Genomic DNA, 15,641 nt, shown 5'->3' with positions numbered 1-15,641 from the left:
GTATTCGAGAATACGCGAATCCTTTACCGTTAAAGTGCGTTATGGACATATTATCCATTTTACCCTAAGTATCTCTCGCACCTTTCTCTCACGAGAAGTTAATAAATTTATCGAAAAGTAATCTATTTGTATAGGTAATTTTCATCACCGTTCTGCATACCAAAATAACGAAGTCTGTAGCCCTCTCGATAACGAGCACGTAATGGATTAATGAAGGAGTCATTCTCAAACTCAATGTAACCTGTTAAATAGAGCAGGATCAGATATTCCTCAAAACATTGATTGCCAAGAGTCATCTCACTCTCTTCCATCCCATAAAATACATCGATCTCAAGAGTTAATAGAAGAGAAAATCCTCGCACAGTGGATCTGATTATCCATGCAAATTCCAGTGGCTCATGGATATCTTCATCCTTGTTCAAGCTAATTAATTGCTTGGTTCCCCTCTCATCCTTAAATACATAAGCTGCAACCGCCTGATCAAATCCGGTGTATGGGTCGTTGCGTAAGTCGGAGAACTCTTCTAAATCCACCTTCTCAGCGTAGTATTTCTTGGTTAGTCGATCATGAATTTGCTCTAAAGTGAATGGATTAGGAAGGTCCAACGTTATATATTTGTCGTAAAGCTTCTGAATATCAATCTGCAATGATAAATCCTCTTTTCGTTATGTATAATAGAATTTTCAACTACGTTATCAATACAAAAAGGCTTACTTCCAATCTCGGAAATAAACCATTTTTAAACCTGATAATTCCCCTTAAAGACTATAAATTACCACCACCATGTGTAGTCGTAAGGGATGTTTCAAAAGAAATTCCATGATCAAATAAACCCAACTGGCTGACATTAACGACTAACAAACTAAGCAAGATGAAATAAACGATTTTCTTTTTTATCATAATTACGCTCTACCTCCATCATTATCTTTTTATACTGTTGTGCATGATCTGGAGTAGATATGTGTCTATATCTCTCATATAACGCTGCACAATGTATAGTCTCTTTTTGGTTATTAATTTTAACTGCTTCGTTCAAACAATATAAAAGTTGATTCATACCCTCAAGGTACTGACCACGATTAAGGTGATAAACACTTTGTCCAAGTAAAAATGTGATATAGATATCCGACCTGACCTGATCGGTGTAACCTTTTAATTTATCAATTTCCGAATAGATTTGGACACTGAATTTATGAAGTATTTCATTGATATCTTGGTTGAATTTATTAGCCACTTCCAAAATATTTGTCATAGCAGGGAGCACTTCTGATTCGTTTATTTCGATAAAATCAACGTATGCTGGCAAAATACTCAGATCACCCATCATTAATTTATAGACATATGTGTTCGCTTCTGCCCAAATCTTAAACTTAGATATATACATTCGATCTTCTTCATTAGAATTATGAATATTCACTACATCTGTATAAACCCCTGTATAGTAAAGTGCTTCTTCATATTTTCCCAGCCCCTCACAAGCAGCAGATTTAAGTAGATTTGAGTATGCTCTATATACAAATAAGGGGTATGCGGTTAACCGTTCACTTTTATCAATTTTTTTCTTTGTATATAATTGTAAAATTTTAGTTTTCTGATCCAACTCATCCGAAAGGGAAAATAACTTGTCCCAGTATCTTAGAGCCAAGTATGTATTCGCCAGGTCTTTTATCGCATCCAGTTGTCGTTCCTCATCCAGCCGATTAATATATGGCTCAAAGTGCACAGCGGCCCGCAGGTTATCATGTTGATTCTGACCAAGCGAGAGGGTGAAGATGCGATACTGGCACAGAGCCAGACGTTCCGAATGTTGGTATTTCTCACACTCCGCCACACATTCGTACAACATCCGTGCAGCCTTCGTCTGTCCACGTTCAAGCATGCCTTCCGCCATCTCGAACAATTCCGAGATATACGAGCGGTCATCCGTCACTTCCTGGATAACCTTATGAATACATTCCAGCTTGTCCAATTCAGCACAGCGTTGCAGGAATGGTTCCAGTCTCCTCCAATGAGGTGCCGATTCCACGAAACATTCAGCCCCATAAATCTCGTAGAAATACCCCTCTTCCAGCTTCATGCCTTGGGTAATCAGATCCAGTTGCGCCATAGCGATGGGCCGAGTCCCCTTAATAATTGCGCTAAGCGTTCCAGCGTTAACTCCCGATATATCGGCAAAATACTGCAGGGTGTACCCCTGTTTCCTGATGTAGTCCTCAATATATGAGCGTATCGTAGTTGTAGGTTCCATGTATCCCACCTCCACAATGAAAATCCATAATTTTGAATTTATATGATAAGCACAATTTTAATCCTAAATTTTACAGCGGTCAATAAAAATCGTGGCAATTCCCTTCACATTTATGCAAGGAGGCCTCGCTGTTCCTGCTTATAGAAAAAATCCATTAGAAGAATCCGTGAGAACGTGATACATTTAATCCAACTTACATATCCTACTATTTCAATAGGATTATACGACACAGATTCTATCAATTCAGTTCGAGGAGAAGGTCAGATGAAATTTGCCTTGTTTAGTCTCATGATGAATCTGCCTAATGCCGTAACCGGGGAAGCTCTGACAACTCAGCAGAAATTCCACAATATATTAGAGCAAGCAAAGCTGGCTGAACGACTGGGTTTCGATGCCTATGGAATCGGTGAACGACACGGTGCGCCGTTTCTATCTTCCTCGCCACCTGTCGTATTAACGGCAATAGCCGCAGCAACCACACGCATTCGGTTACTAACCACCGTTACTGTTCTTAGTATACTTGATCCAGTCCGGGTTGCCGAGGATTATGCCACGTTGGATCAATTATCGGGCGGACGGCTGGAGATGATCATCGGGAAAGGCAATGACCCTCGGCACTATCCGCTGTTTGGCATAAGCGAAGAGGAACAATGGGACTCACTCGATGAACGCTATCATCTGCTAAGACGGCTGTGGTCTGAAGAGAATGTAACCTGGCAGGGAACGTATCGCCCTCCGCTTGAGGGGGTGACCACGTGGCCAAGGCCGCTTCAGCAATCCATCCCAATCTGGCATGGTAGCGCGTCGAGCACGGTCTCGACCGAACTCGCTGCCAAATATGGCGAGCCGCTCTTCACGTCGAACTCTTTTCACCCGCAAGCCAAATACAAAGCGTTAATTGATCATTATCGGGAACGCCTCGATTATTATGGTCATGATCCGCAGCAAGCAGTGATTGGCTCTGGTGCCGGCAGCCTCTATCTTGCGGATACGGGCGAAGAAGCCATTCGCCGCTATAAGCCATATTATGAAGCGTTCCATGCCACTGCCGCCGCACAGCATAACCAGTCCCCCTTCACCGATCTGGAGGATAACATTGCACGAGGTCCTGCGTTAATCGGCAGTCCGGAGCAGATCATTGGGAAAATTCTGGACTATCATGCCGCTTACGGACATCAGGTGCTGAGTATCAGCGTAGATGGACTGACGCATAGCGAGCAACTGGAGCAAGTGGAGCGTTTTGCCAAGGAAGTTGTCCCTGTATTACGCCGCGAACTGCCCAGTTCGGTATGGAATGAACCCCCGGTGTTAACCCAGCACTCATCCTTCCTTTCCTCTAATGTTACAAATTCATGGCCCACAGCCATCTCACCTATATTCCAGGTCTAACAATCTCCCACGTACAATATACATGGGCTCCTTCCAGGGTGATTCCTACGAATCGCCCTCTTCCCTCTTCCTCCCACTTGTATCGCGACTATCCCTATATCTACTTGGACTGAATGCCTTCCAACAATGAACGAAGCATCAGATCTACAAACGCATCATCCATCGCTTCCCCCGTCACTAACATACGATAGAACACCGGCCCATAGATCAGATCAATGTATAATCCAATGTCCGTCCCACTCTTTAATTCGCCGCGCTCTACACCCTTCTCCAGAATTCCCCGAGCTTCACGCCGACGTGGTTGGATGTACCTTGTACGGTATTCTTCGGCGAGCCCTGCATCCGACTGCCCTTCCCCAATAATCTGTGTAATCACTTTTCCTTCCCGACTGGTCAAAAAACGAACCAGGTTACTCGCATGTATGCGTATATCCTCCAATACCGACCCTGTATCCGGCACTGGCAATCTTGCCGTTGCCGCAGACATATACCCGTCCATGATGACAGCGCCTTTATTCGGCCACCATTTGTAGATAGTGGCTTTGCTCACCTGTGCACGTTCAGCAATCTTCTCGATTGTAACCGCCCCGAATCCGTGCTCCAACAACAAATCATACGATGCTGTAAGAATGGCATTCTGGGTTTCCATGTTACGTGGACGTCCTCTTTTGGCAGTCATCTTGAACCCTCCTGGATGTATAAAATATATTTAATCATCAGTATTTTTCATGAAAACGATACGTTCATTATACTAAACTGCCATGAGTACACACAATTCCATCCTACGCTCACCTTTTCATCCTCATTTATATTTTCATTAAAATATGTAGAGCCTATTTACAATACTGTACGTTTAGTTTATTATATATTTGTAATTAGTGAACGATACGTTTAGTAATTAACGTTTTAAATATCACCTGTTTATTGGGAATACCAATTTAGAACTGTGGAGGATGATTATGATGGATATGAGACAACAAGTGAAGAAGGCACCTGTACCCACCTGGATTATTTTTTTGCTGGCATCCGCTTGTGGATTGATCGTGGCAAACCTGTATTACGCTCAGACCGTTATCGGTCCGATCAGCATGACAACGGGTCTGTCTTCTGCCGCTGCCGGATTGATCGTAACGTTGACTCAGATTGGTTATGTCATTGGTTTGCTGTTTATCGTGCCGCTCAGTGACATTACCGAGAATCGACGCTTGGTCGTTCTTTTCCTAATCGTACTGGTTGTTGCCCTGATTGCTGCGGCTTTCTCGCCCACTGCTGTTGTATTTCTGACTGCCTCTCTGTTCATTGGTATAGGTTCTGTGGTCGCTCAAATTCTGGTGCCCTATGCGACATATCTTACTTCCGAGGAACAGCGCGGACGGGTTGTTGGCAATGTAATGAGTGGTCTGCTGCTGGGCATCATGCTGGCTCGTCCTGTCGCAAGCTTTATCACCAGCCTCTTCGGATGGCAGACGGTCTTTGTATTCTCCGCCATTGTCATAACACTTCTCATGTTGCTCCTATCACGCGCTCTTCCTGCTCGCCAGCCTGAACCCACCTTGAAATACGGGCAATTAATCGTGTCCTTGGGCACACTGTTCAGAACGATGCCGCTGCTGCGCCGCCGGGCGTTCTATCAGGCCAGTCTGTTTGGTGCTTTCAGCTTGTTCTGGACTACGGTTCCGCTCAGGCTCGCTAACGATTTTGATATGTCACAGCAAGGGATTGCCTGGTTCGCACTGGCTGGTGTCGGTGGTGCTATTGCCGCTCCCATTGCCGGGAGACTGGCTGATCGCGGACTAACACGTATTCTGACAGGTGCTGCCATGGTGATCGCTGCTGCTTCGTTTGGTCTTGCTTATGCGTTCCAGAGTCACTCCACGTTAGCACTGATACTGCTTGTGATCGTCGCGATCACACTGGATATGGCTGTCTCGGGAAATCTGGTGCTGGGTCAACGCATTATCTACTCCTTAGGAAGTGAAGCGAGAGGACGTGTGAATGGCATATTCATGTCGATCTTTTTTGTCGGCGGTGCGATTGGTTCATCTCTTGGAAGCTGGTCTTATGCTAACGGAGGTTGGAGTCTCACAACGCTGATTGGCCTGATTATGCCGCTGCTCGCTTTGGTGTATTACTTTACGGAAAAGAAAGCTGCCGTTGTCAGCAAACATCTATAAGTGCGTGTTCAAAAAGGTCGGTTTTCAGTACCGAGAACAACCTCTATAACAATTCTTTCATATATAAAGAAGGGCAGAGTGATCTCTAAAGATCCGCTTCTGCCCTTTTCCCTTATTTCATGACACTGAATTTTTTGGTCGCTGCCCTAACTTGATCATCCTCGCCCCACACGATGACACCTACCACTTTGGTAGCTTCCAATTCCATCGAAGCAATCTCAACTGCATATTGTTCAAAGGCATTGTTGAGCGACTGGCCTGTCTGTGAAAAAACAACATGGCTCAGTCCCCCGCTGTCATCTGAGCAGAGTTTGGCCAGATTGATCAGTTGATTCTCCCCGGCCTTCAGAATAACAGTGCTATATCGGATGCCCGCATGCTGAACGCCGCTATGATCCAGCACAGGTTGATCAGAATATAACCCCGGCTCATTCAGGGCTGCTTGTCCCATTAACAGGGCAGCCACATTGGCGGCGGCGCCAGGTTCCAAATTTTTATCCAGTATAATAGCAATTCTTTTCATATGACTGTATTCACCCTCTGTGTATTTTGAGTAAAACATACCCATGGCATATTGATTCCCTCACGCAATACTTTGTAGGTCACAAGCCCGTAATGATCAGCGCATAGCTGATTCGTGAGCGCAATGGACTTCTCCGTGTTGTGCATGACCTTCCTGCAAGCTTCAGGGTTGGACGATACGGTGCTGTTCTCTCTATAGGTTGTATCAAGTTCAGATAACAAGTATGTGGTTGCTGGATGATGATAGATAATATCGATCTGATCGGGACATACCGCATGGAAGCCGGATAGAACCAGCGCAGGAATTTTCTCCACAAAGCTCTCAGACACCGCTAGTTCAGAATCCATGATAAAGCTGTTGAGCTTGGGATACGCCCCGGGGACCAGTAAGCAGGATATGATCCCTGATCTCAAGTCTTCCGCAGCCGCTTCAAATTCAGGGTATGGCTTGATACGTTCCGAGTTGCCTAGCTTTTTCGCGATATGCATGCTACAAGTCAGGAATCCTTCATCGTCTCCCAGCGTTCCCAGTATGGCATATTTCTCTTTAACGATCTCCATTTATTTCTATTTCCTCCTTTTTATTTCTAATCCGCTAAAGATCGTATACCAAAAATTTTCTATTGTCAATTAACACTTTAACGCAACATAAATATGTATTTTGGTTCATATTTTTAACTAAAAGGTGTATTCAAAATGGAAAATATTGAGCTATAATGTTATGAAATGAATTTTTACTATTTTTAGTATTTTGTTGAAAGGGGATATACGAGAACGTATGAAAACCATTGTATACATATCTGATTTCAGGCTTCCAACTGGATTAAACTTCGTTAAACCTTTGCAGAAATTGGCGGATCATAAGAAAATTCTGATTATTGAACGGCATAATTTGCATCATGATGAGGTCCTCAGGGACTTCTTTGATGAAATTAGATATGTCGATCATCTGGAGTCCGTAGATGCCATCCGGGAGCATATGATGCAGATCCGAGAATCCCATTCCATCTCGGCTTTGTTAACGCCGGGTGAGAATGCGATTGAGATCGGTGGTCAGCTCCGTTCCGAGCTTGGGATCCCCGGTATGCAGCGCAATCAGGCTGAGGCTGTTCGCAACAAATGGATCATGAAACAAATGCTGCATCAACGTGGAATTCGGACATCCAAAATTGCAATTGCTCTACATGAACAGGACTATATTCGTTTCACTGCTGTACACGGCTTCCCGATTATTGTGAAGCCACTCAGCGGATATGGAAGTATCAATACGTTCAAATTGTCCAGCATGGATGAACTGGTACATTATCTTCACCATACAAGACAAGCACAGCAACGGGATTTGCTGGAGGAATTCATCCACGGTACGGAATTTCATTGTGATTCCATTGTGTCTAAGGGCAAAGTTGTATTTGCATCTGTTTCCCAATACCTGTATAACTGCCTGGATATTGCGACGAAGCAGAAACCTCCAGCCAGTATTACGTTCCCTGAAGGCACGGAAGGTGATTTTATCCATCACATCAAAGAACTCAATGAACAGGTCATTGTTGCCTTGGGTATCAATCAATCCGTAACACATGCCGAACTTTTTCTGACTCCGGAAGGAGAAGTGGTGTTTGGAGAAATTGGTGCAAGAATCGGGGGATCACATGTTATGCCTCCTTGTATCAAGAACACCCATGGCGTTGATTTCTTCGAAGCCGTCACTGATCTGGAAGTTGGAATATATGAATTTAAGCAACAGGAGACGCGCCATAAATTCACAGGCATGATCTGCTTCCCTTCACGCGCAGGGGTAATTCAACACATATCCGGGATAGAGGATTATGCCGATATCCCTGGCATCATTGAGTTCAATGTATCCTATCAAGTGGGGCAGCGGGCCGGGGACGTCAACGATACCATGACCCGATCAGGCTATGCTATCGTGGAGGGTGATTCGTTCGAGGAATTGCGTCAAACCCTGCTGGATATGTACGATCGCTTCAAGATTGAAGTGACGGTTGCTGAAACCGTATAAGATGTACGGATCATCCTCACTGTTTTTGGTCTGGAGTGACGGTTATCTTGGGGAGGGCTGGAATTATTGTCTTTATTCAAAACCTACGCGGGTCTGAGCCGCGATATCTATTATCTCTGTTTAGCCAGAACGATTAACAGCACGGGAGATTTTGTATTCTCCCTGATTACCTTGGTGCTTACGTTACAGATGGGCATGAATGTGGTCAGTGCAGGGATCTTTGTGTCCATGGCAGCCCTGATTAGCGGACCCGGTGTACTTCTCGGCGGCTATTTAAGCGATCTTATGGGCAAAAAAACAATTATTGTCATCGGGCAACTGTTGTCTGCCATCATGATTATAAGCTGCTCTTTTTGGTCAGGCACCATTACCGTTGGTTATCTTCTGATTGCAGTCATGTTTTTCATCAGTATTACCCGGCCTGCTTATAATGCACTGATTATTCAACTGTGTACGGAGGAGAAAGAGCGAAAGTCCGCCTTTTCCCTCATGTATCTGGGGGCCAATCTGGGTATAGCCATCGGACCACTGATCGCCGGTTTTTTTATCAAGGATCACGTCAACATTGTCTTTATAAGTATCGGCACCGTGTTTCTGATATCTACCTTTATCATCATCAACCAGGTTAAGATCGGCACGCGCAAGGAATTGGCATCAACAAACAGCGAACATGCTGGACAACAAGAACAACAACGATTGAGCCAACCGCCTTCGCCGTTATTCAGACTACTGCTGAAAAATCCACTCGTTGCCTTTTTCATCGTTGTGTCATTTCTTAACTATTTTATCTATATGCAATACTCATTCAGCCTCCCACTCCAGATGAATCATTCATTTGGCGAGAACGGGGCAGCATATTACGGCTCTGTCATGACCATCAATGCCATTAGCGTCATTATTCTTACCACCGTGATCCTGTCCGCTACACGCAAATTAACTGCCCTAAACTCCATAGCTACAGGCGCACTCTTCTATGGAATCGGATTTGGAGCCTTGAACCTGCTCGGAACCTTCCCCCATTTTTCCATCGTCGCCTTATCCACGGTGCTGTGGACCATTGGAGAGATTCTCGTGCAGACCAATATCAATCTGTATATTGCTTCGCGTGTACCCGATACACATCAGGGCCGGTTTAATGGCTTGCTGTTATTCGTAGGTTGCCTGGGTTATACACTTAGCCCATATTTGACAGGCATTTTCATCAAAAGCATGGACATGGAAAGTGTATGGATCATTATTCTGGCTGTCAGTCTGTTCTATGCGTTGTCTATGATCATTCTCTGGTATATCGAAAAAAGCTCAACAAGAAGAAACGAAATGAAACCGCTGGATCACTCAAAGAGTATCTGAACCTCAGGGCAGCCTATTCTGCCCTTTTTTCCACTTTATTTTCACACCAAAACAGGCAAATGTGCATTCGCATCATACTCAATCAATTGCTGACCCGCATGCAGTCTCTGTACCAGATCTGGATTGGCGATAAACGGTCTGCCGAACGCTGCCAGATCTATGCTTCCCTCACCAATCGCGTGCTCTGCGGTTTGAACATCCAAATCCCCCACACCAATGATGATTCCATCCCACTGACTTCGAATCCGCTCGTGAAAGGACTGCTCCTCTTCCCACGCTTTTGTATATTGATCTGTTGAGGGATGCAAGATTGTAATTCCCGTCTCGCGGAACAAGTTCAGATATGCATCGATCATTCCAGCTTTATCTGCCCATGCATAGGATGCATCATCATCCTTTTTCTCGGAGAATCGTACCGATATTCGATCTACACTGATCTCTTTTTTCACAGCCACAATAATATCCCGCAAGAACCGCAATCTGCCCGCTGTGTCTCCTCCGTATTTGTCTGTTCTGTGGTTGGTCTTCTCATTGATAAACTGGTCGATCAGATACCCATGCGCAGCATGCAGCTCGATCCCGTCGAACCCTGCCAGAACCGCATTGCGGGCGGCCGTCTGAAAATGCTGAATTGTATCCGCTATATCCTGTGCACTCATCGCTTGAGGAACCTGATACGGTTTATGCAGCTTATGCACTCTTCCCTCTGCCGCAAGGCTGGAAGGTGCCACTGGAGTGGTTCCGATCAGATCGGAATGAGACAATCTGCCGACATGCCACAGTTGAGCAATAATGGTGCCTCCATGTCTGTGAACAGCATCCGTTACCCTTTTCCAAGAAGTCGTCTGTTCATCTGTATATAAGCCGGGGATGCCGTAAGTGCCTTTGCCTGCCAGATTCGGGTTAATACCCTCGGTAATGATCAGTCCCACGCCATCTCGCGCACGCTGCTCATAATACGCCACCATCTCATCCGTCACGGTCCCCTCCCGATCATCAGCAAATCCCCGGGTCAACGGTGCCATCACAATTCGGTTCCTTAATTGCCACTGATGAATCGTTACCGGGCTTAATAATGTTGAACGTGTATTCGTGTTATCCATGTCATATCCCTACTCTCTTTGTCATTAAGGATATTGTACGGCGGCTCCGATATATCGTAAAATGATTGAAATATATAGTTGTATCTCTCAGAGAGATACCTAACATCACCATTTGCCGAATTAATTGAAGTTAATCCACGTTCAGGAGGGGACAGCATGGAACTTTCCGATATCGATATTGTTCTCGCGGTGGCACGTTCAGGCAAAATCTCACAGGCCGCCAAAGAACTGAATTACGCACAATCCAATGTCACTACACGTATCAAAAAACTGGAGCAGGAATATCAAATCCAGTTGTTCAACCGATTTCCCAAAGGTGTTGTACTGACCTCCAAAGGAGAACAGTTCGTCCAGTACGCCACACAGATTCACAACCTTTTGTACGATCTGAAGCAGGATATGACCGATCCCGGTGAGCCTTCCGGCACGCTGAAAATCGGCATTGTGGAAACGGCGGCATCCAGCCGCTTTATGGAGATTCTGAATGAATATCAGATAACCTACCCGAAGGTGTCCATCTCACTCGTCAACGCCACTTCACCCAAAGTACTGCGCAAGAAAATACAGGACGATGAGATTGATGGTGCTTTTATCAGCGGGGCTTGTGTGAAGGAGGGTCTGAAGGTGGAATATGAGATGCAGGACACGGTTCATATCATCTCCAAGAAGATGGGTACACCACCTGAAAGTCTGTGCCAAGTATCATGGGTTGTTTTCCCCGAGGGCTGTCCTTATCGTGAAATGACCGAAGAATTTTTGCAGGAAGAGGGACTGTCCGCACGTAATATCATCGAAGTGAGTACGATGGAAAACCTGCTCAGCTGTGTGGAGTCTGGAATTGCTTTTACCATTATGCCGTGCAACGTTATTCACAAGAAACCGGATGATTTCTCCGTATTTGATCTGGCAGATCGTTTTACCCATACCACGACAACCTTTGTCCGCGGTGAGGATCGGTATGTCAGTAGTGCGCTGGATCAATTCATGAAGCTGCTGAACCAGAAGTGCATCACGTTTTGATATAGATAACTTAGTACCCCTCTTTCAACCGCTGATCTTCTTGATTACTAAATGGACTAGAGCACATTGATCGAGACCCTAAATAAACAAAGCAAAAGGCACTCATACAGAGTGCCTTTTGCCTTCCTTCCCTTTATACCTATTCAATTAACCCTTACTCCACCTTGAATCGCGCAGCCGATTCGGCCAGCTTTTGCGTCAATTGATCGATCGTATCCACCATGTTGGCCAACTGCTGTACTGTTGAAGATTGCTCCATCATGGTTGCTGTTACCTCTTCAACCGAAGCGGATACCTGCTCTCCTGAAGCCGACAAACTATGGGCTGACTCCAGTACGTCATCCTTGTTCTGTAACATCTCCTGCATCTGTCCTGCCATCGTAGCGATCTGTTGATTAATGACCGTTACCTTCTCCAAAATCACATCAAATGCCTGACGAGTCTGCAAGACAAGCTCATCCTGTCTGGATGAGATGGTGTGAATTTCGGCAACACTTTGGTTGTTCTCGGCGACATCGGCCAGATTCTGCTCGATAATGCTGGAGATTTCCTTGGACTGGCGGGAACTCTGCTCTGCCAGGTTGCGGATCTCCTCAGCTACAACTGCAAATCCTCTGCCATGCTCACCTGCCCGTGATGCTTCAATGGAAGCATTCAATGCAAGCAGATTGGTCTGCTTCGCAATCTGGCTGATGGCTTCCGTGATCTGACTAATACTGCCCGAACTCGTTTGAAGTTTGACGGTAATCTCCGAGATTTTCTCCACTTCCCGTTCGTTCACCTCGTTGATACGCATCAGTTCATTCACGACTTCATTCCCATTGTGGAATACAGATTCGATCTCATCTGCTCTTGCCTTCACATCCTGTGCACTGCTGTTCATGGCAGCCACTTTATCGCCAAAGCTGTTGAATTTGCCTGCAATCTGCTCGGTATCTTCGGATTGGGCCTCCATTGCCTTCGCGATGCCCATGGACGTCGCCGACGTCTCATCAATGGATCTTGCCGTCTGTCTGGATGTCTCCTCCAATTCCTGAGTGCTGGCTTGAAGAACATGGATCGAACTATTCATATCGGTAATCAGGTTTCTGTTCTGCTCCACCATGCCATTGAAGCTCTCCGCCAGATCCTTGAATTCACTGTTATATCTGCCATTGGCCTTAACGGTCAGATTGCCTTGAGCAAGCTGTTGGAACAGCCCAATCAGACGAATGATAGGTCTTGTAATACTGCGAGAAATCAGCAATCCCACACCAATAGCCAGAACAACTCCGATCAATGTCACGATAACCATCTGACGTTGGATATCATCTATAGGGCGCTTGATATCGTCATAATCGTCAATGATGACCACAGATAGATCTGCACCAGGAATCTGATTAATACGATAATAGATGTTATCTCGATCCATCGAAGTGATTTTCACTTTCTCAGTGGCTCTGGCCTCGATGATTCCCATCGCTTCCTTGTCCGTTTCCAGCGTTTGTCCCACAATGGAAGGGTCCAGTGAATCATACATGATGATGCCGCTACGGCTCAGCACTTCAACTCTGCCTTCGGCATTGATTTTAATGTCTCCCAGTTGCCCCAGGAAAAAGCTGCTGTCCACCGACATGGCGAACACACCTAGTATATTCCCCTGTTCATCGGTGATAGGCTCCGAGAATACAATAATGAGCTTCTTGCTAGTCTTAGAGACGACCGCGTCACTGATGAAGGATTTCCCCTGTATGGATTCCTTAAAATATTCCCGATCTCCCCGTGACTGACCAATGACTTCTGGCATGGTCCCCGCCACCATCGTTCCTTCCTTGTCAAATACGAACAGGTCCGGCTTGGAGCCTTCCGTATCGGATATACTGTCAGTGAGAATCGTATTTGCTCTGTTGAAATATGGATTCTCATCTGTGAAAAAGGTATCATCTGGCATTTCGTTCGTATCACGCAACTTTAAGAGTTCTTTAAAAGTACTATGTACGGATATCGCATGACTCAATTGTTGTTGAAGTTGCATAGCTGTCCAAAGCCCTTCCCCAAGGCGGTCAGCCATCACATTCATTTCATCCTTGCTTTTCTTGACCACAACATCAGATGAAATCATATAACTTGTGGTTGTTGCACCAAGCAGAACCAACACAACCAATACACTGATCATGAAAGGCAGCTTGATTTTAAGCGACATATTTTTGAGCTTATGTCCTACACCTTTTCTTTTCCCCATTTCCTTCTCCCCACTTCCCTGAACCATCTGCATCTGAACGATGTACATACATTATCGGAAAAATCCATAGTAAAATTGATCAATTAGGGAGATATTGCCACTGTTTTTCTTTTTTTTGAAATTCTGATAGCAACATAAAAAAATGGCCTGTCAGATCGACTATCCATCTTGGGAATGGATGTTGCCGTTATCTAACAGACCCTTTTAAATTTGATTATGATTCTATTAAGTTTACTTGCGCAATCTTCGGGAACTCAATGCGTGGTGACCATTCTGCAAGAATGTACTGCGCGTATTCTTCATCTGTTCAATCCGTCGCTCAGCCAAACGATCTGCGGCAACATAGGTTGCGATGCCCTCGGTACGTGAGCTTTCGAATATTTTCTCCAGAGTGGAATAGATCTCTCCGATCTTGCTCCACGCCCGATCCGCATTATAACCGTTCAACTCATCCGCAATGTTAATTACGCCACCTGCATTGATAACATAGTCAGGCGCATATACGATGCCCATATCATACAGCTGATCCCCATGACGGGTCTCCAGCAGCTGATTATTGGCACAGCCCGCTACAACCTTTGCCTTGAGCGTTTTGAGCGTATCGTCATTAATCGTGCCGCCCAGTGCACATGGTGCATAGATATCACATTCCACACTAGTGATGTCTGCGGGATCAACTGCTGTCGCGCCGAAGCGGTCCACAGCCTGTTTCACCGAGTCCTTATGGATATCCGTAACGATCAGATGTGCACCTTCCTCATACAGATATTTGCACAGATGCATCGCCACATTGCCGACACCTTGGACCGCTATCGTTTTACCCTCCAGCAGATCGGTACCAAATGCTTCTTTGGCTGCTGCCTTGATCCCCCGATATACACCCCAAGCAGTTGCAGGCGATGGATTACCCGATGAACCATAACTCGCCGAGATGCCTGTCACATAATCGGTTTCCTGATAGATCAGGTTCATGTCCTCTTCCGTTGTTCCCACATCTTCGGCCGTGATATAACGTCCGTTCAACCCTTGAATATATCGTCCAAACGCCCGAAACATCGCTTCGTTTTTGTCGCGCCGCGGATCTCCGATGATAACGGTTTTGCCACCGCCCAGATTCAGGCCAGATACCGCATTCTTATATGTCATACCACGGGCAAGGCGCAGGGCATCTTCAATGGCGGCTTCTTCTGAAGCGTAAGTCCACATCCGCGTACCTCCCAGCGCAGGGCCGAGTGTTGTGTCGTGTATGGCGATAATTGCTTTTAACCCTGAATTTCGATCCTGGCACAGAACCAGTTCCTCATAATCGTGATGCTCCATTGCTTCAAACCAACTCATGTGCTAACCGTCTCCTCCAACCATTTTTGCGATCCAATCGCATTGTTCTCTATTCATTGACCATCCTCTATTGTACCCATGAATACCCAGTTTGTGCAAAATCACATCGCAATGTCAGAGAAGCATCGATCGATGTTTCTCATATGGCGGGAGCAAAGCTGTCGAATTTCAGATTATAATTTTATCGTCTATCAATAGAAAAACCTCTCTCCTTACAGGAGAAAGGTATACTTCCCTCAACAGCATCAACTTAATC

13 protein-coding genes are annotated in these 15,641 nt (G+C 45.4%); 5 read left to right on the top strand and 8 right to left on the bottom strand.

The annotated features are described in order from the left end of the window. Window positions 1–122: 122 nt before the first annotated feature. A complete protein-coding gene (locus MHH92_RS02045) occupies window positions 123–647 on the bottom strand; it encodes a pyruvate kinase (RefSeq protein WP_340901676.1) in 525 nt (174 codons plus the stop codon). Window positions 648–862: 215 nt separating this feature from the next. After that, on the bottom strand, window positions 863–2,107 hold the full coding sequence (locus MHH92_RS02040) for a transcriptional regulator (protein WP_340901675.1): 1,245 nt from the start codon (window positions 2,105–2,107) through the stop codon (window positions 863–865). A 405-nt stretch (window positions 2,108–2,512) separates the two neighbouring features. On the opposite strand from MHH92_RS02040, the gene MHH92_RS02035 reads away from it, so the two are divergent. Next, entirely contained in the window at window positions 2,513–3,637 is a 1,125-nt protein-coding gene (locus MHH92_RS02035) for an LLM class flavin-dependent oxidoreductase (RefSeq protein WP_340901674.1), read from the top strand. A gap of 100 nt (window positions 3,638–3,737) precedes the next feature. Here MHH92_RS02035 and MHH92_RS02030 read toward each other — a convergent pair whose 3' ends face one another. Continuing rightward, entirely contained in the window at window positions 3,738–4,316 is a 579-nt protein-coding gene (locus tag MHH92_RS02030) for a TetR/AcrR family transcriptional regulator (RefSeq protein ID WP_340901673.1), read from the bottom strand. Between the two features lie 280 nt (window positions 4,317–4,596). Between MHH92_RS02030 and MHH92_RS02025 the strand changes: the two genes are divergently transcribed. Further along, on the top strand, window positions 4,597–5,811 hold the full coding sequence (locus MHH92_RS02025) for an MFS transporter (protein WP_036616595.1): 1,215 nt from the start codon (window positions 4,597–4,599) through the stop codon (window positions 5,809–5,811). Between the two features lie 112 nt (window positions 5,812–5,923). Here MHH92_RS02025 and MHH92_RS02020 read toward each other — a convergent pair whose 3' ends face one another. Then, complete coding sequence (locus MHH92_RS02020; protein WP_047840412.1) at window positions 5,924–6,334, bottom strand: DUF2000 family protein; 411 nt, start codon at window positions 6,332–6,334, stop codon at window positions 5,924–5,926. Next, window positions 6,331–6,894, bottom strand: coding sequence for a hypothetical protein (locus MHH92_RS02015; RefSeq protein ID WP_036673091.1), 564 nt, complete (start codon window positions 6,892–6,894; stop codon window positions 6,331–6,333). The genes MHH92_RS02020 and MHH92_RS02015 overlap by 4 nt, the downstream gene beginning before the upstream one ends. A gap of 217 nt (window positions 6,895–7,111) precedes the next feature. On the opposite strand from MHH92_RS02015, the gene MHH92_RS02010 reads away from it, so the two are divergent. Both MHH92_RS02010 and MHH92_RS02005 read left to right on the top strand, forming a co-directional pair. Continuing rightward, window positions 7,112–8,353 carry an ATP-grasp domain-containing protein gene (locus tag MHH92_RS02010; RefSeq protein WP_340901670.1) on the top strand — a complete coding sequence of 414 codons (1,242 nt, stop codon included), beginning with the start codon at window positions 7,112–7,114 and terminating at the stop codon, window positions 8,351–8,353. A 66-nt stretch (window positions 8,354–8,419) separates the two neighbouring features. Continuing rightward, complete coding sequence (locus tag MHH92_RS02005) at window positions 8,420–9,703, top strand: MFS transporter (protein WP_338707591.1); 1,284 nt, start codon at window positions 8,420–8,422, stop codon at window positions 9,701–9,703. Between the two features lie 41 nt (window positions 9,704–9,744). Here the strand turns inward: MHH92_RS02005 and MHH92_RS02000 are convergent, their stop codons facing one another. Then, on the bottom strand, window positions 9,745–10,806 hold the full coding sequence (locus tag MHH92_RS02000; protein WP_340901669.1) for an oxidoreductase: 1,062 nt from the start codon (window positions 10,804–10,806) through the stop codon (window positions 9,745–9,747). Between the two features lie 156 nt (window positions 10,807–10,962). Between MHH92_RS02000 and MHH92_RS01995 the strand changes: the two genes are divergently transcribed. After that, the gene (locus MHH92_RS01995; protein ID WP_340901668.1) at window positions 10,963–11,826 is read left to right on the top strand and encodes a LysR family transcriptional regulator; all 864 of its coding nucleotides are present in this window, start codon (window positions 10,963–10,965) and stop codon (window positions 11,824–11,826) included. Between the two features lie 154 nt (window positions 11,827–11,980). On the opposite strand, the gene MHH92_RS01990 is transcribed toward MHH92_RS01995, so the two are convergent. Together MHH92_RS01990 and MHH92_RS01985 are read right to left on the bottom strand one after the other, a co-directional pair. After that, a complete protein-coding gene (locus MHH92_RS01990; protein WP_340901667.1) occupies window positions 11,981–14,047 on the bottom strand; it encodes a methyl-accepting chemotaxis protein in 2,067 nt (688 codons plus the stop codon). A gap of 231 nt (window positions 14,048–14,278) precedes the next feature. Beyond that, a complete protein-coding gene (locus MHH92_RS01985) occupies window positions 14,279–15,385 on the bottom strand; it encodes a Leu/Phe/Val dehydrogenase (RefSeq protein ID WP_076319578.1) in 1,107 nt (368 codons plus the stop codon). Window positions 15,386–15,641: the final 256 nt, after the last annotated feature.

Source organism: Paenibacillus sp. FSL M7-1414, assembly GCF_038003195.1.
In the GTDB taxonomy this organism is placed as follows: Bacteria; Bacillota; Bacilli; order Paenibacillales; family Paenibacillaceae; genus Paenibacillus; species Paenibacillus amylolyticus.
The sequence above is the reverse complement of the archived record's forward strand: the minus strand, read 5'-3'. Positions and strand labels throughout refer to the sequence as shown.

What these genes read in the sequence shown, in the direction of transcription:
- MHH92_RS02040 (WP_340901675.1), bottom strand. Translation starts at nt 2,107, where the DNA reads ATGGCGCAACTGGATCTGATTACCCAAGGCATGAAGCTGGAAGAGGGG.
- MHH92_RS02035 (WP_340901674.1), top strand. Translation starts at nt 2,513, where the DNA reads ATGAAATTTGCCTTGTTTAGTCTCATGATGAATCTGCCTAATGCCGTA.
- MHH92_RS02030 (WP_340901673.1), bottom strand. Translation starts at nt 4,316, where the DNA reads ATGACTGCCAAAAGAGGACGTCCACGTAACATGGAAACCCAGAATGCC.
- MHH92_RS02025 (WP_036616595.1), top strand. Translation starts at nt 4,597, where the DNA reads ATGATGGATATGAGACAACAAGTGAAGAAGGCACCTGTACCCACCTGG.
- MHH92_RS02020 (WP_047840412.1), bottom strand. Translation starts at nt 6,334, where the DNA reads ATGAAAAGAATTGCTATTATACTGGATAAAAATTTGGAACCTGGCGCC.
- MHH92_RS02015 (WP_036673091.1), bottom strand. Translation starts at nt 6,894, where the DNA reads ATGGAGATCGTTAAAGAGAAATATGCCATACTGGGAACGCTGGGAGAC.
- MHH92_RS02010 (WP_340901670.1), top strand. Translation starts at nt 7,112, where the DNA reads ATGAAAACCATTGTATACATATCTGATTTCAGGCTTCCAACTGGATTA.
- MHH92_RS02000 (WP_340901669.1), bottom strand. Translation starts at nt 10,806, where the DNA reads ATGGATAACACGAATACACGTTCAACATTATTAAGCCCGGTAACGATT.
- MHH92_RS01995 (WP_340901668.1), top strand. Translation starts at nt 10,963, where the DNA reads ATGGAACTTTCCGATATCGATATTGTTCTCGCGGTGGCACGTTCAGGC.
- MHH92_RS01990 (WP_340901667.1), bottom strand. Translation starts at nt 14,047, where the DNA reads ATGGGGAAAAGAAAAGGTGTAGGACATAAGCTCAAAAATATGTCGCTT.
- MHH92_RS01985 (WP_076319578.1), bottom strand. Translation starts at nt 15,385, where the DNA reads ATGAGTTGGTTTGAAGCAATGGAGCATCACGATTATGAGGAACTGGTT.